The following is a 20,274-nucleotide window of genomic DNA, read 5'->3' as shown; positions in this document are numbered from 1 at the left end:
CGCCCCCGCGTGAGGGGTCGACGAGTCGACACTCAGCGAGCCAGTTCGGCCGCGATCCGGGTGATCAGCTGATCGGGCCGGTGCAGGTCGGCCGCGGTCACGAAGAGGACCCGCCAGCCCGCGGCCAGCAGTCGGTCGAGCCGACGGCGGGCGGCGGCGAACTGGCCGGGCTCGGCGTGCCACAGCCCGTCGTCCTCCAGGGCCAGTCGCTGCTCGGGCCAGGCGAAGTCGACCCGGGCCACGAACACCCGCCCGTCGTGCACGGAGTGCTGGGCGACCGGCGTCGGCAGCCCGGCGCGGTACAGCAGCAACCGCAGCCGGGTCCCCTGGGGTGAGCCGGCCAGTCCGTCCGCCAGTCCGGCGGCGGCCCGGGCCCGCCGGCACCCTCGGCCGGTGGTCGCCGCGGCCATGGCCCGGACGTCGCCGAGGTCGAGCAGGCCGGCGGCGGCGAGCTGGTCGATGAGCACCACGGCCTCGTCGAGCGGGCGGTCGGCGCCCAGCGACACGGCGGTCCGTTCGGGCGTGGTGACCGGGACACCGCGCCGGCGGGTGACGTCGCCGGGACGGAGCGCCGCGCGGCTCACGCGCACGCCGCTGACCACGCTGGTCCGCGTCGCGGGCGGCACGGTCAGCTGCACGTCGTCCTCCGGGCCGGCTGCGGCCAGGCCCCACAGGACGGCGGCACTGGCTCCGGTGACGACAGCGCCCGGCAGCAGGACCGACGCGGCGGCCACGGCGCGGAGCTCGTGCGTGACGGTCAGGTCGGCGCACGCGTAGACGTCGCGGAAGAGCCGGTGCCAGGCGCTGCTGTCCAGCTGCCGCCGGGTGAGCAGCCCCGCCCCGACCGCTGCGCTGCCGCGGAAGACGCGTCCACGCAGCGCCGGTGGACGGTGCGCGGGTACGACCACCGGGCGAGCCTGGCCGACGCAGGGCGGCGACCGGGCCCGCCGTCCACAGGCCTGCCGCGGCCGTGCGCCGAGTGTCGACCTGTCGACGTGTCCCTGCATCGACAGGGGTCGACAACTCGACACTCGGCGGCGGCGGCGCCGGCGGAGGCGGGGCCCGGCGGAGGCGGGGGTGCGGCGGCGGAGAACTAGCCTCCCGGTCATGGTGCGACCGCTGGGCCTGCCCTTCGACCCGATCGAGCGCGCGGCGCAGAGCTGGGAGCAGCACTTCGGCCCGGCCGCCTCGATGCGGGCGGCGACGAGCGTGTTCCGGGTGCAGCAGATCCTGCTGGCCCGCTTCGACGAGGCGCTCAGGCCGCACGGGCTGACCTTCGCCCGGTACGAGGTGCTGGTGCTGCTGACCTTCTCCCGCACCGGGCAGCTGCCGCTGAAGGTGATCGGCAGCCGGTTGATGGTGCACCCGACCAGCGTCACCAACGCGATCGAGCGGCTGGTGGCGGCCGGGTACGTCGAGCGGCGGCCCAACCCCGCCGACGGCCGCGGGGTGCTCGCCGCGATCACCGACGCCGGACGGGACGTCGTCCCGCGGGCGACCGAGGCGCTGACCGGCCAGGACTTCGGGCTCGCCGACCTGCCCGAGGCGGAGCTGGACGTGCTGTTCGACGTGCTCAAGAAGGTCCGGCTCGGCGCGGGGGACGTCGCCGACGACTGACCCGACCGGAGGGTGGCCGCAAAGTAGTTGGACGTCCTAGTATCTGGGCATGACGGAGCAGCCGGGCAACGAGGCCCGCAGCCGGTGGCAGCAGCGCTACGACGCGGCCCTGGCCGCCGGGCGGGTGCGGGACGCGGACTTCACCACGCTGTCCGGGCTCGAGGTGGAGCCCGCCTACGGGCCGGCCGACGAGTCCGCCGTCCCTGGGTTCGACCGGATCGGCTGGCCCGGCGAGTTCCCGTTCACCCGCGGGCTGCACGCCACCGGCTACCGCGGGCGGGCCTGGACGATCCGCCAGTTCGCCGGCTTCGGCAACGCCCGGCAGACCAACGAGCGGTTCCGGTCGCTGCTGGCCGAGGGCGGGGGAGGGCTGTCGGTCGCCTTCGACATGCCGACCCTCATGGGCCGGGACTCCGACGACCCCCTGGCGCTCGGCGAGGTCGGGCACTGCGGGGTGGCGATCGACTCCGCGGCGGACATGGACGTGCTCTTCGAGGGCATCCCGCTGGACCGGACGACGACGTCGATGACGATCAGCGGTCCCGCCGTCCCGGTGTTCTGCATGTACCTGGTCGCGGCCGAGCGTCAGGGTGCGGACCTCGCGCAGCTCGACGGCACGCTGCAGACCGACATCTTCAAGGAGTACATCGCGCAGAAGGAGTGGCTGTTCGCCCCCGAGCCGCACCTGCGGCTGATCGGCGACCTGATGGAGTACTGCGCCGCGGAGATCCCGGCCTACAAGCCGATCTCGGTGTCCGGTTACCACATCCGGGAGGCCGGTTCGACCGCCGCGCAGGAGCTGGCGTACACGCTGGCCGACGGCTTCGCCTACGTCGAGCTGGGGCTCTCCCGCGGCCTGGACGTCGACGTCTTCGCACCAGGCCTGTCGTTCTTCTTCGACGCACACGTCGACTTCTTCGAGGAGATCGCCAAGTTCCGCGCCGCCCGGCGGATCTGGGCCCGCTGGCTGCGCGACGTGTACGGCGCCCGCACCGACAAGGCCCAGCAGCTCCGGTTCCACACCCAGACCGCCGGGGTCTCGCTGACCGCCCAGCAACCGGACAACAACATCGTCCGGACGGCGGTCGAGGCGCTGGCCGCGGTGCTCGGCGGCACGAACTCGCTGCACACCAACGCCCTGGACGAGGTGCTCGCCCTGCCCAGTGCCCGGGCCGCCCAGATCGCGCTGCGCACCCAGCAGGTGATCGCCGAGGAGACCGGGGTGCTCAACGTGGCCGACCCGCTCGGCGGCTCCTGGTACGTCGAGGCGCTGACCGACGAGCTGGAACGGCAGGCGGAGGAGGTGTTCACCCGGATCCGGGAGATGGGCAGCGACGGCACGATGACCGCCGGCATCCTGCGCGGCATCGAGGACGGCTGGTTCACCGGCGAGATCGCCGAGGCGGCGTTCGTGTACCAGCGGGCGCTGGAGAAGGGCGAGAAGAAGGTCGTCGGCGTGAACACGCTGACCGGCGCCGGCGCTGCCGCCGACGACCTGGAGATCCTCCGGGTCAGTCACCAGGTGGAGACCGACCAGCGGTCCGAGCTGGCCGACCGGCGGCAGCGCCGGGACGACGCCGCGGCGCGCGCCGCCGTCGCCCGGATGGTCGAGGTGGCCCGGACCGAGGAGAACATGGTGCCGGCGATGCTCGAGGCGGCCCGGGCGGAGGCGACGCTGGGCGAGATTTGCGACGCCCTGCGCGCCGAGTGGGGCACCTACACCGAGGCCGCCCGGTTCTGACGTACCCGCCGGGCAGCATGCCCGGCATGGCAGACCACACCGGGCACCGTCACCACGCCATCGACTACGTCGAGCTCACCGTCCTCGACCTCGCGGAGGCGCAGCGGTTCTACGCCGACGCCTTCGGCTGGGAGTTCACCGCCTACGGCGACACCTACGCCGGCATCCGCGGTCCCTCCGGCGACCCGGCAGCGGAGGTGGGCGGTCTGGCCGTCGGCACCAAGGTGCGCCCGGGCGGCCCGCTGGTGCTGCTCTGGTCGGCCGACCTCGACCGCACCCTCGGCGCGGTGGAGGCCGCCGGGGGCCGCGTCGTCCAGGGGCCCTACGACTTCCCGGGTGGCCGGCGGTTCCACTTCGCCGACCCGAGCGGCAACGAGTTGGGGGTCTGGTCACCGGCCTGACCCGGCCCGGGGCGGTCCGTCGCCGGCGAGTGGGATGATCGAGGTCATGCAGCCCAACCGTCCCGCTCGAACCGATCCCCGGGCCGCTGCCCAGCAGGCCCAGATGGCGGCGTCGCTGGCCGGTGCGGTCGACCTCGCCGCTGTCCAGGCGCGCAACGAGGCGGCAGCCCGTGCCGCGGCCGCCCCGCCGCCGAGCGCCACCGCCCCGGCCGGTGCGCCCGGCAGCGCCGTCATCGACGTCACCGAGGCGACCTTCCAGAGCGAGGTCCTCGACCGTTCCTTCCAGGTCCCCGTCGTCCTGGACCTGTGGGCCGAGTGGTGCGGGCCGTGCAAGCAGCTCTCCCCGGTGCTCGAGCGGCTGGCCGCCGAGGGGGCCGGTTCCTGGGTGCTGGCCAAGGTCGACGTCGACGCGAACCCGGCGCTCGCCCAGGGCCTGCGGGTCCAGGGCATCCCGGCGGTCAAGGCCGTCTGGCAGGGCCAGCTGGTCGCCGAGTTCACCGGGGCCATCCCCGAGGAGCAGGCCCGGCAGTTCGTGACCGAGCTCGTCGCGGCCACCAGCGGGGGCGCGGTGCCCGGGGCCGCGAAGGGCGACGGCGAGGCCGAGGAGCCGGAGGACCCGCGCCTGGACGCCGCCGAGGCCGCTCTCGACCGGGGTGACCTGGCCGCCGCCGAGGCTGCCTACCAGGCGATCCTGGAGACCGAGCCGGAGCACCCGGTGGCCGGGCTGGCGCTGCGTCAGGTCCAGCTGTTCCGCCGGGCCGAGGAGGCCGGGCCGGATGCGCTGGCCGCCGCCGAGGCCGCTCCCGACGACATCGCCGCGCAGACCCGCGCCGCGGACTTCCTGCTCGGCACCGGCGACGTCGACGCCGCGTTCGGCTGGCTGCTCGACGTCGTCCGGCGCACCGCGGGCGAGGAGCGGGACGCCGCCCGGCAGCACCTGGTGGAGCTGTTCGGCATCGTGGGCGACGAGGACCCGCGGGTCGGCCCGGCCCGCCGCGCCCTCATGACCGCCCTCTTCTGACCGCGGTCAGCAGTGATCAGGTCCCCTGATCACTGACTGTCCTCCCGCACCAACGCTGGTGCGGGAGGACAGCGGGTGATCAGGTCACCTGATCACTGCCGGGGGCTCAGGCGCCGATGTCGCAGGCGGCCAGGCCGTCGACGACCCCGCTGCGGAAGACGTCGACCAGCTGGAATCCGGTCAGCTGCACATCGGGCAGCACCGCGGGGTCCGTGGCGTGCTCGAGCAGGAACGAGACGCTCTCGTCGGCGTCGCCCGGGGAGATGCTCAGCACGGTGGTCTCGTTGCCGAGCACCGCGGAGGTGAAGGCGCCGGACAGGCAGACGGCGGACCGCAGCGCGGCCCGGTCGTCGACCGACAGCCCCAGCTGGTCGCGGGCGGCGAGCGCGTAGGGGATCGCCACCGCGGTGAGCACGGCGTAGTCCCCGCCCTCCTCGGCGGTGTACAGCGGCAGGGTGAGGTCGGCCTCGTCGTAGCGCACGGTCGCGTCGGCGGGGCAGTAGAGGAGATCGACGTCGGTGTCCTCGCCGGCGCAGTCCGGGGCCTCGCCGGAGAACGGTTCGACGTCGGGCGGGGTGAACTCCTCGCCCAGCTGGTCGAAGGCCAGCTGCCAGAACTCCCCGAGCCCGTCGGGGACGAAGTCCTCGACCGTCTGTTCGTAGGGCGCGTCGCCGCCGGTGGCGAAGTCGCGGTCGCTCTGGAAGGCGCTCTGCGTGTACAGCCGGGTGGCGTCGAAGTCGTCGCGGCAGGCCGAGGGGCCGTCGTCGAACCCCTGCTGGAACGCCGACACCCGGTCGAAGTAGGAGCCGTGCGCCTCGCCCTCGTAGGCGCCCGTCCCGACCGGGTCGCGCAGCAGCAGGTAGCCGCGCAGCACGTCGTCGAGCTCGCCCGGGCGGATCGAGTTGTACCGGGCGTTGCCGTCGGCGACCCACGCCGTCCAGGCGCCGGCGAAGCAGTCGGCCTGGGTCTCGATGTTGATCGACCGCTCCACCGGGTAGCCGACCCGGCCCTGCACGGCGTGCCCGAACTCGTGCGCCATCACCAGGGCCGGGATGAACCGGCCGTACCCCTCGCTGCCGACGGTGCCGAAGGCCAGCGCACCGAGGAACGCCCGGTCGTACTGGATCGCGTCACCGTTGGGGTACTGGGTGCCCGGGCCGCAGTAGAAGGCGTTGTCGACGACGGCCTCCGGTGGTTCCCCGCAGCCGATCTCCCCGTTCGGGTACTGCGCTGGGTCCAGCTCGCCCGGGTCGACGGAGTAGTAGCCGCCGGCCAGCGGGGTGAAGGCCTGCCCGAAGGTCGGGGTGAACTGCGCGGTCCAGTAGGTGTTGAGGTCGGCGAGCGCGTTGCGGGAGATCCGGTCGACCTCGTCGTCGGCCGCACCGATGATCGGGAACTCCGCGGGCGTGACGTCGCCCTGGGGCCCGGCTGCGGGGCTCGCGCGCCCCTCGATCAGGGTCACCGCGCAGCCGGACAGCACGGCCGACCCGAACAGCACACCCGCGACGGCGCCAGCGAGCAGCCGGCGGGGCGAGGAGGACATGGGTTCTCGAATCCGTTCAGGCCGCCTGCGGCGGCAGCACCGCCGTCCATCCTGCCGGACCGTGCCGGCCTCGGCCGGGAGGGGAGGACCGGTCGGGCCGCCGGACGGCGACGGGGCGGGGACCCTTGCAGGTCCCCGCCCCGTTCCCGATCGACTCGATCCGGTCAGCGCTCGATGGGCTCCAGCCCGCTGCCCGGCCCCTCGGCCGCGCCGGATGCCTCGGCCGCCGCGATCTGCGCCTGGTCGGCCGGCGCACCCGCGTCGGGGAGCTCCGGCTCCGGGCCCTCGTGCACGAACCACAGGGTGGCCAGCGGCGGTGCGGTCAGCGTCGCCGACCACGGCTGTCCGTGCCACGACTGCGGGACCGCCTCGATGCCGCCGAGGTTGCCGACCCCGGAGCCGCCGTAGCCCTCGAAGTCGGTGTTGATCACCTCGCGCCAGCGTCCGCCGCGGGGCAGCCCGATCCGGTACTGCTCGTGCGGCTGGCCGGAGAAGTTGACCACGCAGGCCAGCAGCTGCCCGCCCTTGCCGAGGCGCAGGAAGGTGAGCGTGTTGCCACCGGCGTCGTTGGCGTCGATCCACTGGAAGCCGGCCGGGTCGACGTCCTGGCTCCAGAGCGCCTCGCTGTCCCGGTAGACCGTGTTGAGGTCGGTCACCAGTTCCAGCACGCCGCGGTGCGCCGGGTCGTCGAGGTGCCACCAGTCCAGCGACCGGCTCTCCGCCCACTCCGACAGCTGCCCGAACTCCGAGCCCATGAACAGCAGCTGCTTGCCGGGGTGGGCCCACATGTAGCCCAGGTAGGCGCGCAGGTTGGCCAGCTGCTGCCACCGGTCACCGGGCATCTTCCGCAGCAGGGAGCCCTTGCCGTACACGACCTCGTCGTGGCTGATCGGCAGCGTGTAGTTCTCCGAGTAGGCGTAGACCATGGAGAACGTCAGCTGGCCGTGGTGGTAGCTGCGGTAGACCGGCTCGTTGGCCATGTAGCCGAGCGAGTCGTGCATCCAGCCCATGTTCCACTTGAAGCCGAAGCCCAGACCGCCGAGGTACGTGGGCCGGGTGACGCCCGGCCACGCGGTCGACTCCTCGGCGATCGAGATGACGCCGGGCACCTCCCGGTAGAGGGTGGCGTTCATCTCCTGCAGGAAGGCCACGGCGTCGAGGTTCTCCCGGCCGCCGTACTGGTTGGGCGTCCACTCGCCGTCGTTGCGCGAGTAGTCCAGGTAGAGCATCGAGGCGACGGCGTCGACCCGGATGCCGTCGACGTGGAACTCCTGGGCCCAGAACAGCGCGTTGGCGACCAGGAAGTTGCGCACCTCGGGCCGGCCGAAGTCGAAGACGTACGTGCCCCAGTCGGGCTGCTCGCCGCGCTTCGGGTCCGCGTGCTCGTACAGCGGCGTGCCGTCGAAGCGGGCCAGTGCCCACTCGTCCTTCGGGAAGTGCGCGGGCACCCAGTCGACGATGACGCCGATGCCGGCCTGGTGTGCGGCGTCGATGAGGTACCGCAGGTCGTCGGGGGAGCCGAAGCGCGACGTGGGCGCGTAGTACGAGGTGACCTGGTAGCCCCACGAGCCGCCGAACGGGTGCTCGGCCAGCGGCATGAACTCCAGGTGGGTGAACCCGGCGTCCTTCACGTAGGCGACCAGCTCGTCGGCCATCTCGCGGTAGGAGAGCCCCTGCCGCCAGGAGGCCGCGTGCACCTCGTAGACGCTCATCGGCTGCTCGTGCCACTTGGCATCGGCGCGCTGGGCCAGCCACTCGGCGTCGCCCCACTCGTGGGCGGAGGTGGTCACGACCGAGGCGTTGGCCGGCGGCACCTCGGTGGCGAAGGCCATCGGGTCGCTCTTGACCCGCCACTGACCGTCGGCGCCGAGCACGTGGTAGCGGTACCGGGTGCCGGCCTGCGCACCGGGGACGAAGATCTCCCAGACGCCGGAGGAGCCCAGCGACCGCATCGGGTAGGCGCGCGCCTCCCAGTAGTCGAAGTCGCCGGTCACCTTCACGCCGCGGGCGTTGGGCGCCCAGACGGCGAAGGAGACGCCGTCCACGCGGCCGCCGGGGGTGTCGTAGCCGATCACGTGGGCGCCGAGGACGGTCCACAGCTTCTCGTGCCGGCCCTCGCGGAAGAGGTGCTGGTCGAGCTGGCCCAGGGTGGGCAGCCAGCGGTACGGATCGTCGACGGTGAAGGTGTCGGTGCCGCCCTGCCCGTTCGGGTAGACGACCTCGATCCGGTAGTCGCCGGGCTGCTGGGGGAGCCGGGCCTCGTACACGCCGCCGCGGAAGATCTGGCGGGCCTCGTAGCGGCTGCCGTCCTGGTCGACGACGGCGACGGCCTCGGCGTCCGGGCGCAGCGTGCGCACGACCCAGCCCTCGGACACGCGGTGGGCGCCGAGGACGCCGTGCGGGTCGAAGGACCAGCCGTCGACGACCGCGGCCAGCTGCTCCTGGTTCACCTCGGGAGCGGACGGGGTGGACTCGGCCGGCACCGAGGTGCTCACCGGCGGCTCCCCCTCGGGGAGGGCGTCGACGAGCCCGGCGGCAGCCGGCTCGGGCGCCTCGTCCGGCGCGGGAGGCAGGTCGGTGACCTGGTCGGTGACCAGGTCGGCGGTGGTGACCGCCGCACCGGCCTGGTCGTCAGCGGCCGGGGCGCCCGTGGCGGGGCTGTCGGCCGAGGCGGTCTCGGTGGAGGCGGCGTCGGTGGAGGCGGGGGAGACCGTGTCCGGGGCGGGCTCGGAGGCCGTCTCCGCCGGGGAGTGGCCACCGGTGCCGCCCTGCTCGCCGCCCTCGGGGGCCTGCGGGGTGTTCGGCTCGGCCGGGTCGGGGCTCGGCGGCTCCGGCTGGGGAGCCGGCGGGCCCGTCGGGTCGCCCGGCTCGGCGATCGGCGCCGGCGCGATCACGGGCGCGGCGGTGACCTTCTTGGTCGCCTTCCGCGGTGCCCGCTTGGCCGGGGTCTCGCCGGGCGCGGCCTTCTTCACCGCGCGCTTGGCCGCCGGGGCAACCCCGTCGGCGGCGGTGCTCACCTGGTCACCATCGGACGCGGCGGCGGCGGCGGTGCCCTTCGCCGGTGCCTTGCGGGCGGTGGCCTTCTTGGCGGGGGCCTCGGCCGCCGCCTTCTTCGCCGGCGCCTTCTTGGCGGCGGCCTTGCGGGTGGCCTTCGTGGCCGGGGCGGGCGGGCTGTCGGTCTCGCTCGCCTCGCGGACCTCCTCGGTCTTCTCCTCGACCCGGCGCATGAGCTCTGCCTTGTCGGCGGGCTCGCTGCTGGTGTCCGTGCCCGGCGGGGTGCTGGCGTCGTCGGTGCTCATCGGTGGTCCTTCCAGGTCTGTCTCGTCGTCGTGCTGGTCGTCCGGTCAGGCCCTTCTGCAGGGTCCCGCCGCGAGGGTGCGAGCGGTGGGGGCAGCGGGGCCCTCCTTCAGTTGCCGGCGGCCAGCCGGGACAGCGAACTGAGCGGGATCATCAGCCAGTGCGGTCGGTTGCGTGCCTCGTACACACACTCGTACACCGCCTTGTCGGCCTCGAAGGCCCGCAGCAGCGCGGAGTCGCTGGACAGGGTGACGCCGCCGGCGGCGGAGTAGCCCTCGCAGAAGGCGCGCCGGTTGCGCTCGGCCCACTCCTGCGCCCGGTAGGCCCGCTGCGGGTCGTCGGGCTGCTCGACCAGCATGTGCCGGGCGGCGTAGTCGAAGGAACGGAGCATCCCCGCCACGTCCCGCAGCGGGGTGTCCAGCTCGCGTCGTTCGGCCAGCGGGCGGGCCGGCTCGCCCTCGAAGTCCAGGACGATCCAGCCGGTCGTCGTCCGCAGCACCTGGCCCAGGTGCAGGTCGCCGTGCACCCGCTGACGGACGACCGGCTCGGTCGTGTCGGCGACCGCGGCGTACAGGCTGCGCAGCGCGTCGGCGTGCTCGGCGAGGTCGGGGACGACCGCCAGGGCCGCCTCCAGCCGAGCGGTCATCTGCCCGGCGACGGTGGCGTACCAGTCACGGTCGGCCGGCTCGGAGGGGAGCACCTGGGCGAGGTCGGCGTGGACCGAGGCGGTCGCCTCGCCCAGCCGTTCGCTCTCCCCGGCGAAGTCGCCCCCGACCTCGTCGGCGTGCAGGTCGGCCTCGGCGTACAGGTCCCGGACGCTCGAGGTGGCCAGCCGCCACCCGTCGCTGGCGTTGGGGACGAAGGTCTGGAGCATGGCCACGGTGGCCGGCTCCAGCCCGTTCGGGTCGTCGACCTCGATGTACCCGAGCAGCCCCGCGATGTGCTGGTTCTCCGCCTGCCGCAGGGCGTCGTGGATCTCCACGTCGGGGTTCAGCCCGGGCTCGAGCCGGCGGAACAGCTTGAGGATCGCCGTCTCGCCGAAGACCAGTGAGGTGTTGCTCTGCTCGGTGGAGATCACGTCCCCGGGCAGGCCCTCGGGGATGTAGGCCACGCCGGCCGGGTGGAACCGCATCGGCCCGACGGTGGAGGCCGCCACGAGGTGGGTCAGCCACGGCACGGTCGCGTCCCGGTCCCGCATGGCGTCGTAGGCGTAGTTCTCGCCGTGGGACCCGGAGACCGCGCCGACGAAGGCCGTGGAGAGCTCCTCGGCCGGTGCGCTGCGCCAGGACAGCGGCACCAGGTACGTGTCACTGGCCCCGTCGGTGTACTCGACCCGCACGCGGTGCACCGACAGCGCCGGGTCGGACTGGTCGAGGAAGAAGCCCTCCTCGGTCACCCCTGCCCACTCGCGGCCCTTGCCGCCGAACCAGCGCTGACCGGGCATCCAGTCGGCCAGCATGTCGGTCAGAGCGCTCATCGGGACTCTCCGTCGGTCGGGGTCGTGGTCGTCGGGGCCTCGGCACCGAGGCCGCCGGTGCCGGCGGTGGCGTCGGCGGGGCCGACCACCCCGGCCTCGAGCAGCGACTGCGCCACGCTGCCGCTCGCGGTGGTCTCCCAGTCCTCGTCCTCCTCGCCCGCCGAGGCGGTGGGCTTGGAGAGCTCGAACCAGTAGAAGCCGTGGCCGCCGAGCGTGAGCATGTACGGCAGGACGCCGATCTGCGGGAACTGCACCCGCCCGGTCAGCTCGACCGGGGTGTAGCCCTCGAAGCGGCGGAGGTCGAGCTCCACCGGCTGCGGGAACCGGGACAGGTTGTTGACGCAGAGCACGACATCGTCCCCGAACTCGCGCACGAAGGAGAGCACCGTCGGGTTCCGCGAGCCGATCTCGGCGTAGCTGCCGACACCGAAGGTCGGGTGCTGCTTGCGCACCGCGATCATGGTGCGGATCCAGTTCAGCAACGAGTTGGAGTTCCGCAGCTGGGCCTCGACGTTGGTGACCTGGAAGCCGTACTCCGGGTCGGCCACCAGCGGCAGGTGCATCCGCTGCGGGTCGGCGGTGGAGAACCCGCCGTTGCGGTCCGGGGTCCACTGCATCGGGGTGCGGACGCCGTCCCGGTCACCGAGCCAGATGTTGTCGCCCATGCCGATCTCGTCGCCGTAGTACATGACCGGCGAGCCCGGCAGCGACAGCAGCAGGGCGGTGAAGAGCTCGAGGGTGTCGATGTCGTTGTCGAGCAGGGGCGCCAGCCGCCGGCGGATGCCGATGTTGGCCTTCATCCGGGGGTCCTTGGCGTACTCCCCCCACATGTAGTCGCGCTCCTCGTCGGTGACCATCTCCAGGGTCAGCTCGTCGTGGTTGCGCAGGAAGACACCCCACTGGCAGTTGTCGGGGATGTCCGGCGTCTGCGCCATGATCTCCGAGATCGGGAACCGCTGCTCCCGGCGCACGGCCATGAACAGGCGCGGCATCACCGGGAAGTGGAAGGCCATCTGGCACTCGTCGCCGTCCTCGCCGAAGTACTCGACGACGTCGGCCGGCCACTGGTTCGCCTCGCACAGCAGCACCCGGTCGGGGTACTCGGCGTCGACGACCTTGCGCACCTTCTTGAGGAACTCGTGGGTGCGGGGGAGGTTCTCGCAGTTGGTCCCCTCCTCCTCGAAGAGGTAGGGGACGGCGTCGAGCCGGAAGCCGTCGATGCCCAGGTCCAGCCAGAAGCGCAGGGCGTCGATGATCGCCTCCTGCACCTTCGGGTTCTCGAAGTTCAGGTCGGGCTGGTGGCTGAAGAACCGGTGCCAGAAGTACTGCTTGCGCACCGGGTCGAAGGTCCAGTTCGAGCTCTCGGTGTCGACGAAGATGATCCGGGCGTCGGCGTAGCCGGTGTCGTCGTCGGCCCAGACGTAGAAGTCGCCGTAGGGGCCGTCGGGGTCGCTGCGGCTGGCCTGGAACCAGGGGTGCTGGTCCGAGGTGTGGTTCATGACGAAGTCGATGATCATCCGCATCCCACGGGAGTGGGCCTCGCCGATGAGCTCCTTGAAGTCCTCGATGTCGCCGAACTCCGGCAGCACCGCGGTGTAGTCGCTGACGTCGTAGCCGCCGTCGCGCAGCGGGGAGGCGAAGAAGGGCGGCAGCCAGAGGCAGTCGACACCGAGCCACTGCAGGTAGTCGAGCTTGCCCAGCATGCCGCGCAGGTCGCCGATGCCGTCGGCGTTGCTGTCGGCGAAACCGCGGACGAGCACCTCGTAGAAGACGGCGCGCTTGAACCACTCGGGGTCGCTGCCAGGGGCGGGCAGGCCCGACTGCTCGCCCGCGCCGGGGGTCGAGTGTGCGGGGACGGGGAGGGTCATGAACTCGGTCCTCGTTCGTTGCTGGGGGCGGTGGATCGGTGCGGCGGGTGTGCCGGCCGGGGGATCGGCCGGCACACCCACAGCTCGAGGACGGGGTCAGTGCGGCGGGTGCGACGCGGACAGGCTGCGGTGGACGGTGAACACGTGCGCCGGCTCCCGGTAGGGGTCCAGCTCGACGTAGTTGGCCTGGCCCCAGTCGTAGTGGGCCCCGGTGATGTCGTCGGTGACCGAGAAGCCGTCCGACCAGTCCAGGCCCAGGGCGGGCATGTCCAGGGCGGTCGTCCCGATCTGGGTGTAGGTGCTGTTGAGCGACACCACCACGAGCACGCAGTCGTCGGAACCCGGGTCGGTCTTGGAGAAGCAGAGCAGGTTCGGGTTGTCGATCGGGTGGAACCGCAGCGTGCGCAGCTGCTGCAGGGCCGGGTGCGCGCGCCGGATCTCGTTCAGCCGGCGCAGGTAGGGCGCCAGGGAACGACCGGAGGCCTCGGCGGCAGCCCAGTCACGGGGGCGCAGCTGGAACTTCTCGGTGTCCAGGTACTCCTCGCTGCCCGGACGGAGGCCGACGTGCTCGAACAGCTCGTACCCGGAGTAGACGCCCCAGGTCGGGCTCATCATCGAGGCCAGCACCGCGCGGATCTTGAACATCGGCGGGCCGCCCACCTGCAGCGTCTCGTGCAGGATGTCCGGGGTGTTCACGAAGAAGTTCGGCCGCATGTAGTGCGCGTTCTCGGCCAGCTCCCGGCCGTACTCTTCCAGCTCCCAGCGCTCGGTGCGCCAGGTGAAGTAGGTGTAGCTCTGGGTGAAGCCGATCCGCGCCAGCTGGTGCATCATCGCCGGCCGGGTGAACGCCTCGGCGAGGAAGAGGACGTCGGGATCGGTCTTCTTGACCTCCCAGATCAGCCAGTGCCAGAAGTTCAGCGGCTTGGTGTGCGGGTTGTCCACCCGGAACACCCGGACCCCGGCGTCCATCCAGTGCCGGACGACCCGCAGCACCTCGGCGTAGATGCCCTCGGGGTCGTTGTCGAAGTTGATCGGGTAGATGTCCTGGTACTTCTTCGGCGGGTTCTCCGCGTAGGCGATCGTGCCGTCGGGCTTGGTGGTGAACCACTCGGGGTGCGAGGTGACCCAGGGGTGGTCCGGCGCCGCCTGCAGGGCGAGGTCGAGGGCGACCTCCATGCCCAGCTCGCGCGTCCGGCCGACGAAGGCCTTGAAGTCGTCGAGGGTGCCGAGCTGGGGGTGGACGGCGTCGTGCCCGCCCTCGTCGCTGCCGATCGCCCACGGGGAGCCGACGTCGTCGGCCTGCGCCACCAGGGTGTTGTTCTTCCCCTTGCGGTTGACCTTGCCGACCGGATGGATCGGCGGCAGGTACACCACGTCGAAGCCCATCTCGGCGATCGCCGGCAGCCGCTCGGCAGCCTGGGCGAACGTCCCGTGCGTCGGGGCGCCACCGACGACGGGGCCCTCCGAGCGGGGGAAGAACTCGTACCAGGAGCCGTACAGCGCACGCGACCGGTCGACCCACAGCTCGTGCCGCTGCGAACCGGTGACCAGCCGGCGCACCGGGTGGTCGTGCAGCACCTGCTGCAGGGTGGGGGAGAGGGCGGGGGCGATCCGCGCGGTCAGCTCCAGCGACTGGTCCCGCAGCGCGGTGGCCGCACCGGTGAGCGCCTCGCGGTGCTCCTCGGGGGCCGCGGCGGCCACCTCCTCGAGCAGCCGGGCACCGGACTCGAGGTCGTTGGCCAGCTCCTCGGGGCCCTGGCCGGCCTCGACCTTCACCTCGACGTCGTGGTGCCAGGTGCTCAGCGGGTCGTCCCAGGCCTCGACCTGATAGGTCCAGAGACCCTCGCGGTCGGGCACGACCGTGGCGGTCCAGCGGTCGGGCTCGGGCCCGAACTTCGTCATCCGGAGCAGCGGGGCCGCCGAGGGCTCCTCGCCCGGAGGCGTGAAGACCACGTTGGCGGCCACGGCGTCGTGGCCCTCGCGGAAGACGGTGGCGGTGATCGGCAGGTGTTCACCGACCACGGCGCGGGTCGAGAACGACCCGCAGGACACGACGGGGGCGACATCGGAGATGCCGAGGCGGAGGTCAGCGCGGCCAGTCATCGGGGCAACGCTATCCAGATCACCAGCTGCGCACACGTCGGCGGGGGACGGGCTCAACCGGGAGGGGGAGTGACGGGTGGGGTCGGAGTGGTCCCGGGCGGGTCCACATCGATCGTCGTCCCGGCCTGTAGGTGAGCGTCGTCACGCTAGGGTCATGGAGGTGCGAGCCCTCCGCAGACTCACCGTCCGCGCCTCCCTCCCCGAGGCACTGATGCCGCTGTCGCAGCTGGTCACCAACCTGCGCTGGTCCTGGCACCCCGAGACCCGCGACCTGTTCGAGGCGCTGGACCCCGAGCTGTGGGCGAGCTGCGGTGGTGACCCGGTCAGGGTCCTCGGCGAGGTCAGCGCCGAGCGGCTGGCCGCGCTGGCCGACGACCCGGTCTTCCTGCAGCGGCTGACGGCGGTCGCCGACGACCTCCGCGAGTACCTCGACGCCCCGCACTGGTACCAGTCCTTGGGCGCCGAGGCGCCGGCCACCATCGCCTACTTCTCCGCCGAGTTCGGCATCACCGAGGTGCTGCCGCAGTACTCCGGCGGGCTGGGGATCCTGGCCGGTGACCACCTCAAGGCCGCCTCGGACCTCGGCGTCCCGCTGATCGGGGTGGGCCTGCTCTACCGGTCGGGCTACTTCTCCCAGGGCCTGTCCGCCGACGGCTGGCAGCTGGAGCACTACCCGGCGCTGGACCCGCACGGCCTGCCGCTGAAGCTGGTGCGGGACGCCGACCGCAACGCCGTGGTGATCGCCGTGCCGCTGCCGGAGGGGCGCACGCTGTACGCCCACGTCTACCGGGCGCAGGTCGGTCGCGTCTCGCTGTTGCTGCTCGACAGCGACATCGAGGAGAACAGCCCGGCCGAGCGCGGGGTCACCGACCGGCTCTACGGCGGCGGCGAGGACCACCGGCTCCGCCAGGAGATGCTGCTGGGCATCGGCGGGGTGCGCGCCGTCCGCGCCTTCTGCTCGCTGACCGGCACCCCGCCGCCGGAGGTCTTCCACGCCAACGAGGGCCATGCCGGCTTCCAGGGCGTCGAGCGGATCCGGGAGCTCACCGAGTCCCACGGCCTGTCCTTCCCCGAGGCGCTGCAGGCGGTGCGGGGCGGCACGGTGTTCACCACCCACACCCCGGTGCCGGCGGGCATCGACCGCTTCCCGAAGGCGCTGATCGAGCGCTACTTCGCCGGCTTCGGCGTCCCGCTCGACCAGCTGCTCCCGCTGGGCGCCGAGGACGACCCGAGCAAGTTCAACATGGCCCACATGGGGCTGCGGCTGGGGCAGCGGGCCAACGGGGTGAGCGAGCTGCACGGCCACGTCAGCCGGGACATGTTCGGCCCGCTGTGGCCGGGCTTCGACCCCGACGACGTCCCGATCGGGTCGATCACCAACGGGGTGCACGCCCCGACCTGGACCGCCCGCGAGCTGGTGGAGCTGGGCACCCAGACCACCAGCCAGGGCGACCCGCTCGAGGTGGACGAGGACGTGCACTTCGACGGCGTCGACCGGATCCCCGCCGCGGAGCTGTGGCGCACCCGACGGCTGCTGCGCGGCCGGCTGGTCGAGGAGGTGCGCCGCCGGGTGCGCGCCACGGCGTTGTCCCGCGGGGCGGCGGAGGCCGAGCTCGGCTGGACCGAGACCGCGTTCGACCCCGACGTGCTGACCATCGGCTTCGCCCGTCGGGTGCCGTCGTACAAGCGGCTGACGCTGATGCTGCGCGACCCGGGTCGGCTCAAGGCGCTGCTGCTGGACGAGGAGCGGCCGGTCCAGCTGGTCATCGCCGGCAAGAGCCACCCGGCCGACGACGGCGGCAAGCAGCTGATCCAGCAGATGGTGAAGTTCGCCGACGACCCGGAGATCCGGCACCGGATCGCCTTCCTGCCCAACTACGACATCGGCATGGCCCGCTACCTGTACTGGGGCTGCGACGTCTGGCTGAACAACCCGCTGCGACCGCTGGAGGCCTGCGGCACGTCGGGGATGAAGTCCGCCCTCAACGGCGGGCTCAACCTCTCCATCCGCGACGGGTGGTGGGACGAGTGGTTCGACGGCCAGAACGGCTGGGCCATCCCGACGGCGGACGGCGTCGAGGACCCGGAGCGGCGGGACGACGTCGAGGCGCAGGCGATCTACGAGCTCCTCGACCGGCAGGTGGTCCCGCGCTTCTACGAGGTCGACAGCGACGGCCTCCCCACCCGCTGGGTGGAGATGGTCCGCGACACCTTGCGGGAGACCGGCCCGAAGGTGCTGGCCACCCGGATGGTGCGGGACTACGTGCAGCGGCTCTACGTGCCGGCTGCGGGAGCCGCCCGCTCGATGGCCGCCGGCGGCTACGAGCCGGCCCGCGCCGAGGCGGCCTGGCGGGCCAAGCTGCTGGAGCACTGGCCCGGTGTCCGGGTGGCCCACGTGGAGGCGGCCGGCGTGGGGGAGACCCCGGAGATCGGTGGCGGCATCGACCTGCGGGCCGAGGTGGAACTGCCCGGGCTCGCCCCGTCCGACGTGCTGGTCGAGGCGGCCTACGGCCGGGTCGACGACGCCGACGGCCTGCACCAGGTCACCACGCTGGAGCTGCGGCACGACGGCGTGGAGGGCTCGCGGCACTGGTTCACCGGCACCGTGCCGCTGACCCGCACCGGCGCGTTCGGCTACACCGTGCGGGTGCTCCCGCACTCGGCACACCTGGTGGTCCCCGCCGAGCTCGGCGTCGTCGTCAACGCCTGAGGAGAGGAACCGGCGGTGGTGGTCACCTGACCCCGGTCGGTGTCCACACGGGTGCGACGGGTGTGGCGGCTGGGGCGGGTCGTGCGCAATGGACCGACGTCCCGGCGAGCCACGCGCCCGTGCGGCACGGGATCCGTGCGCGGTCATTAGGCTGGCCGTCATGCCCGACCGCTGTGAGGTCCTCCCCGGAGACTCTGTCGTCGCCCGCCATGGCGGTGGTCTGCTGTGGGTCGATGCCCCCGGGTCACCGGCGCTGGTGGCCGCCCTGCACGCCTGCCTGGGGGTCTCCGGCCCCGGGGCCGAGCGCGTGCTCGGCGCCGTCGCCGGTCAGGTGTCCCGGCTCGCCGACGGGCCGGCGTCCTTCGCCCTCGTGCTCGCCGACACCTCCGGTGGCACCGGGGCCGGCGTCGCGCTCTGGTCGGGCAAGGGCCAGCCGGCCGTGGACGGCGTCCCGGTCTCCGGCTCGGCGGTCGACGGCTGCACGCTGGCCTCCGGGTTCGCGCTCGGGCAGACCCTCTACGTCGGCCCGGGCCAGCCCGCCGCGGCGATGCCCCCGGGCGTCGCACTCGACCTCGTCGAGGGCACCGTGCCCGGTTCCGGTGCCCTGCTGCAGCTCGCGGCGCCCGCATCGCCGTCCGTCGCCGTCCCGCCGGCCACCTCCCTGCCCACCGGTGAGTCCTTCACCGCCGGCTCCGACGCGGGCTTCGGCAACTCGGGTCGGGTCGCCAGTCAGCCGGTCGGTCAGGGCGGGGAGCAGACCGCCTTCTGGCGGCCCGAGCCCCCGGCCGCGCCGGTGCTGCGCTTCGACGACGGCCTGGTCGTCAACGTCGACGAGGACCTGGTCCTCGGTCGCCGTCCCGACGGCCACGACCTGGTGACCACCGGCAACGCCCGGCCGGTGCCGATCGCCGACACCCAGAACGTGCTCTCCTCCGCCCACGCCGCCATCCAGCGCGCCGGTCGGGAGGTCTCCCTGACCGACCTGGGCTCGCTCAACGGCACCCACGTCGCCGGACCGGAGGCCACCGAGTGGACCCAGCTGGAGCCCGGCGTGCCGCACCCGCTCGCCGACGGTGACCGGCTGCTCCTCGGCTGGACCGTCATCACCTTCGAGCAGGCCGCGGAGTGATGCGAGGCCCCCTGTGCGGGGGGCCTCGCCGGGATGCGCCCGTCAGCGCACGCCGGACCCCGGGTTGCCCGCGTCCCACTCCGCCCGCGACCGGGTGATCGCCGCCCGGTTGCTCGCCGACCAGTCCGCGAGCAGCCGGACCAGGCTGCTGAGCTCGCGGCCGCGCTGGGTCAGCTCGTAGGTGACCGTGGCGGGCACCGTGGGGTAGACGGTCCGGGTCACCAGCCCGTCGCGCTCCAGCCGCCGCACGGTCAGGGTGAGCATCCGCTGGGAGACGCCCACGACCGCCCGCTGCAGTTCGCCGAAGCGCCGGGTGCCGGCGGAGAGCTCGGCGATGACCAGCACCGACCAGGTGTCGCCGACCCGGTCCAGGACGTCGCGGATGCCGCAGTCCGGGTGGGTGGGAGAGCCGCAGGGGTCGAGCAGGTCGGTTCCCCCGGTGTGCCCTGCTGACATGGAAGTGCCTCCTTGTCCGGCCCCGGTGGGCCGTCGACGATCACGCCAGTCGTGCATCGTCCCCTCGAGGAAGAAGATCCCATGCTGCTCGTCACCGGCGCGTCCGGTCAGCTCGGCTCACGCGTCCACACCGGCCTGGTCGCTGCGGGGGTCCCGGCGCACGCGGGCAGCCGCACCCCCAGCGCGTTCGGACCCGCCGGCCGGCTCCTCGACCTGGACGACCCGGCGACGCTGGACCTCGCCGGCGTCGACGTCCTGGTGCTCGTGTCGGCGGGGTACGCCGAGGACGACGTCGTCCTCACCCGGCACGACCGGGTGCTGACCGCCGCCGAGGAGCAGGGGGTCGGGCACGTGGTCTACACCAGCCTGACCGGGGCCGGGGACCACCTCGGGTTCGCCCTTGCCCACCGCTGGACCGAGCGGCGGCTGGCGTGCAGCGGGTTGCGCTGGACCGTGCTGCGCAACGGCCTCTACGCCGAGCTGTTCGGGCAGCTGGCCGCCCCGCAGAACGGGGTGGTGGCCGCCCCGTTCGGCTCGGGTGCACTCGCCGCCGTGGCGCGGCAGGACCTGGCCGACGTCGCCGTCCGGGTGGCGGCTGACGTCGCGGCCGACCCTTCGGCCCACGTCGGCCGGGTCTACGAGCTGGCCGGCACCACGGCGTTCACCGCAGCGCAGCTGGCTCGGGCCTGGGGAGCGGAGCACCGGCCGATCACGCTGGGAGCGCAGCGGACGGCGCTGGCGGGACAGGACCTGCTGCCCTTCCAGCCGGCGATGCTGATGTCGATCTACTCGACGGTGGCTGCCGGGCTGCTCGCCGACACCCGCAGCGACCTACCCGACCTGCTGGGGCACCCGCCCCGGGACGCGTTGGCCGCCGCAGTGGCGGCCGGCGTGCCCGAGGCGATCTGATC

The 20,274-nt window shown here is 73.0% G+C and carries 14 protein-coding genes; 7 read left to right on the top strand and 7 right to left on the bottom strand.

The window, feature by feature from the left end; translation table 11 throughout:
• Positions 1-32: 32 nt before the first annotated feature.
• The gene (locus IN07_RS21155) at positions 33-908 is read right to left on the bottom strand and encodes a type IV toxin-antitoxin system AbiEi family antitoxin (RefSeq protein WP_036340108.1); all 876 of its coding nucleotides are present in this window, start codon (positions 906-908) and stop codon (positions 33-35) included.
• 199 nt (positions 909-1,107) lie between these two features.
• On the opposite strand from IN07_RS21155, the gene IN07_RS21150 reads away from it, so the two are divergent.
• From IN07_RS21150 to IN07_RS21135, 4 genes are read left to right on the top strand one after another with little or no spacing between them, the layout of a single operon-like run.
• Entirely contained in the window at positions 1,108-1,617 is a 510-nt protein-coding gene (locus IN07_RS21150) for a MarR family winged helix-turn-helix transcriptional regulator (RefSeq protein WP_036340105.1), read from the top strand.
• A 49-nt stretch (positions 1,618-1,666) separates the two neighbouring features.
• Positions 1,667-3,358: an acyl-CoA mutase large subunit family protein gene (locus IN07_RS21145; RefSeq protein WP_036340100.1), complete on the top strand. Its 1,692-nt coding sequence runs from the start codon at positions 1,667-1,669 to the stop codon at positions 3,356-3,358.
• Positions 3,359-3,384: 26 nt separating this feature from the next.
• Positions 3,385-3,759 carry a VOC family protein gene (locus tag IN07_RS21140; protein ID WP_036340524.1) on the top strand — a complete coding sequence of 125 codons (375 nt, stop codon included), beginning with the start codon at positions 3,385-3,387 and terminating at the stop codon, positions 3,757-3,759.
• A gap of 46 nt (positions 3,760-3,805) precedes the next feature.
• Complete coding sequence (locus IN07_RS21135) at positions 3,806-4,780, top strand: tetratricopeptide repeat protein (protein ID WP_036340521.1); 975 nt, start codon at positions 3,806-3,808, stop codon at positions 4,778-4,780.
• A 106-nt stretch (positions 4,781-4,886) separates the two neighbouring features.
• Here the strand turns inward: IN07_RS21135 and IN07_RS21130 are convergent, their stop codons facing one another.
• The 5 genes from IN07_RS21130 to IN07_RS21110 form a co-directional block, all read right to left on the bottom strand.
• Complete coding sequence (locus IN07_RS21130; protein ID WP_036340097.1) at positions 4,887-6,323, bottom strand: neutral zinc metallopeptidase; 1,437 nt, start codon at positions 6,321-6,323, stop codon at positions 4,887-4,889.
• A gap of 164 nt (positions 6,324-6,487) precedes the next feature.
• Positions 6,488-9,622: a 1,4-alpha-glucan branching protein GlgB gene (gene glgB, locus IN07_RS21125; protein ID WP_036340094.1), complete on the bottom strand. Its 3,135-nt coding sequence runs from the start codon at positions 9,620-9,622 to the stop codon at positions 6,488-6,490.
• A 107-nt stretch (positions 9,623-9,729) separates the two neighbouring features.
• Positions 9,730-11,097: a maltokinase N-terminal cap-like domain-containing protein gene (locus IN07_RS21120; RefSeq protein WP_036340091.1), complete on the bottom strand. Its 1,368-nt coding sequence runs from the start codon at positions 11,095-11,097 to the stop codon at positions 9,730-9,732.
• On the bottom strand, positions 11,094-12,965 hold the full coding sequence (treS, locus tag IN07_RS21115; protein WP_036340088.1) for a maltose alpha-D-glucosyltransferase: 1,872 nt from the start codon (positions 12,963-12,965) through the stop codon (positions 11,094-11,096). Before treS ends, IN07_RS21120 begins: the two co-directional genes overlap by 4 nt.
• A gap of 96 nt (positions 12,966-13,061) precedes the next feature.
• Complete coding sequence (locus tag IN07_RS21110; protein ID WP_036340085.1) at positions 13,062-15,068, bottom strand: alpha-1,4-glucan--maltose-1-phosphate maltosyltransferase; 2,007 nt, start codon at positions 15,066-15,068, stop codon at positions 13,062-13,064.
• A gap of 154 nt (positions 15,069-15,222) precedes the next feature.
• On the opposite strand from IN07_RS21110, the gene glgP reads away from it, so the two are divergent.
• Both glgP and IN07_RS21100 read left to right on the top strand, forming a co-directional pair.
• A complete protein-coding gene (gene glgP / locus IN07_RS21105; RefSeq protein WP_231558510.1) occupies positions 15,223-17,778 on the top strand; it encodes an alpha-glucan family phosphorylase in 2,556 nt (851 codons plus the stop codon).
• Positions 17,779-17,938: 160 nt separating this feature from the next.
• Positions 17,939-18,907, top strand: a complete 969-nt coding sequence (locus tag IN07_RS21100) for an FHA domain-containing protein (RefSeq protein WP_036340082.1) — start codon at positions 17,939-17,941, stop codon at positions 18,905-18,907.
• 42 nt (positions 18,908-18,949) lie between these two features.
• Here IN07_RS21100 and IN07_RS21095 read toward each other — a convergent pair whose 3' ends face one another.
• On the bottom strand, positions 18,950-19,363 hold the full coding sequence (locus IN07_RS21095; RefSeq protein WP_036340077.1) for a winged helix-turn-helix transcriptional regulator: 414 nt from the start codon (positions 19,361-19,363) through the stop codon (positions 18,950-18,952).
• An 81-nt stretch (positions 19,364-19,444) separates the two neighbouring features.
• Between IN07_RS21095 and IN07_RS21090 the strand changes: the two genes are divergently transcribed.
• Complete coding sequence (locus tag IN07_RS21090; RefSeq protein WP_036340075.1) at positions 19,445-20,272, top strand: NAD(P)H-binding protein; 828 nt, start codon at positions 19,445-19,447, stop codon at positions 20,270-20,272.
• Positions 20,273-20,274 lie beyond the last annotated feature (2 nt).

The sequence above is a fragment of the Modestobacter caceresii genome (assembly GCF_000761485.1).
In the GTDB taxonomy this organism is placed as follows: Bacteria; Actinomycetota; Actinomycetes; order Mycobacteriales; family Geodermatophilaceae; genus Modestobacter; species Modestobacter caceresii.
The sequence above is the reverse complement of the archived record's forward strand: the minus strand, read 5'-3'. Positions and strand labels throughout refer to the sequence as shown.

What these genes read in the sequence shown, in the direction of transcription:
- IN07_RS21150 (WP_036340105.1), top strand. Translation starts at nt 1,108, where the DNA reads ATGGTGCGACCGCTGGGCCTGCCCTTCGACCCGATCGAGCGCGCGGCG.
- IN07_RS21145 (WP_036340100.1), top strand. Translation starts at nt 1,667, where the DNA reads ATGACGGAGCAGCCGGGCAACGAGGCCCGCAGCCGGTGGCAGCAGCGC.
- IN07_RS21140 (WP_036340524.1), top strand. Translation starts at nt 3,385, where the DNA reads ATGGCAGACCACACCGGGCACCGTCACCACGCCATCGACTACGTCGAG.
- IN07_RS21135 (WP_036340521.1), top strand. Translation starts at nt 3,806, where the DNA reads ATGCAGCCCAACCGTCCCGCTCGAACCGATCCCCGGGCCGCTGCCCAG.
- IN07_RS21130 (WP_036340097.1), bottom strand. Translation starts at nt 6,323, where the DNA reads ATGTCCTCCTCGCCCCGCCGGCTGCTCGCTGGCGCCGTCGCGGGTGTG.
- glgB (WP_036340094.1), bottom strand. Translation starts at nt 9,622, where the DNA reads ATGAGCACCGACGACGCCAGCACCCCGCCGGGCACGGACACCAGCAGC.
- IN07_RS21120 (WP_036340091.1), bottom strand. Translation starts at nt 11,097, where the DNA reads ATGAGCGCTCTGACCGACATGCTGGCCGACTGGATGCCCGGTCAGCGC.
- treS (WP_036340088.1), bottom strand. Translation starts at nt 12,965, where the DNA reads ATGACCCTCCCCGTCCCCGCACACTCGACCCCCGGCGCGGGCGAGCAG.
- IN07_RS21110 (WP_036340085.1), bottom strand. Translation starts at nt 15,068, where the DNA reads ATGACTGGCCGCGCTGACCTCCGCCTCGGCATCTCCGATGTCGCCCCC.
- glgP (WP_231558510.1), top strand. Translation starts at nt 15,223, where the DNA reads ATGGAGGTGCGAGCCCTCCGCAGACTCACCGTCCGCGCCTCCCTCCCC.
- IN07_RS21100 (WP_036340082.1), top strand. Translation starts at nt 17,939, where the DNA reads ATGCCCGACCGCTGTGAGGTCCTCCCCGGAGACTCTGTCGTCGCCCGC.
- IN07_RS21095 (WP_036340077.1), bottom strand. Translation starts at nt 19,363, where the DNA reads ATGTCAGCAGGGCACACCGGGGGAACCGACCTGCTCGACCCCTGCGGC.
- IN07_RS21090 (WP_036340075.1), top strand. Translation starts at nt 19,445, where the DNA reads ATGCTGCTCGTCACCGGCGCGTCCGGTCAGCTCGGCTCACGCGTCCAC.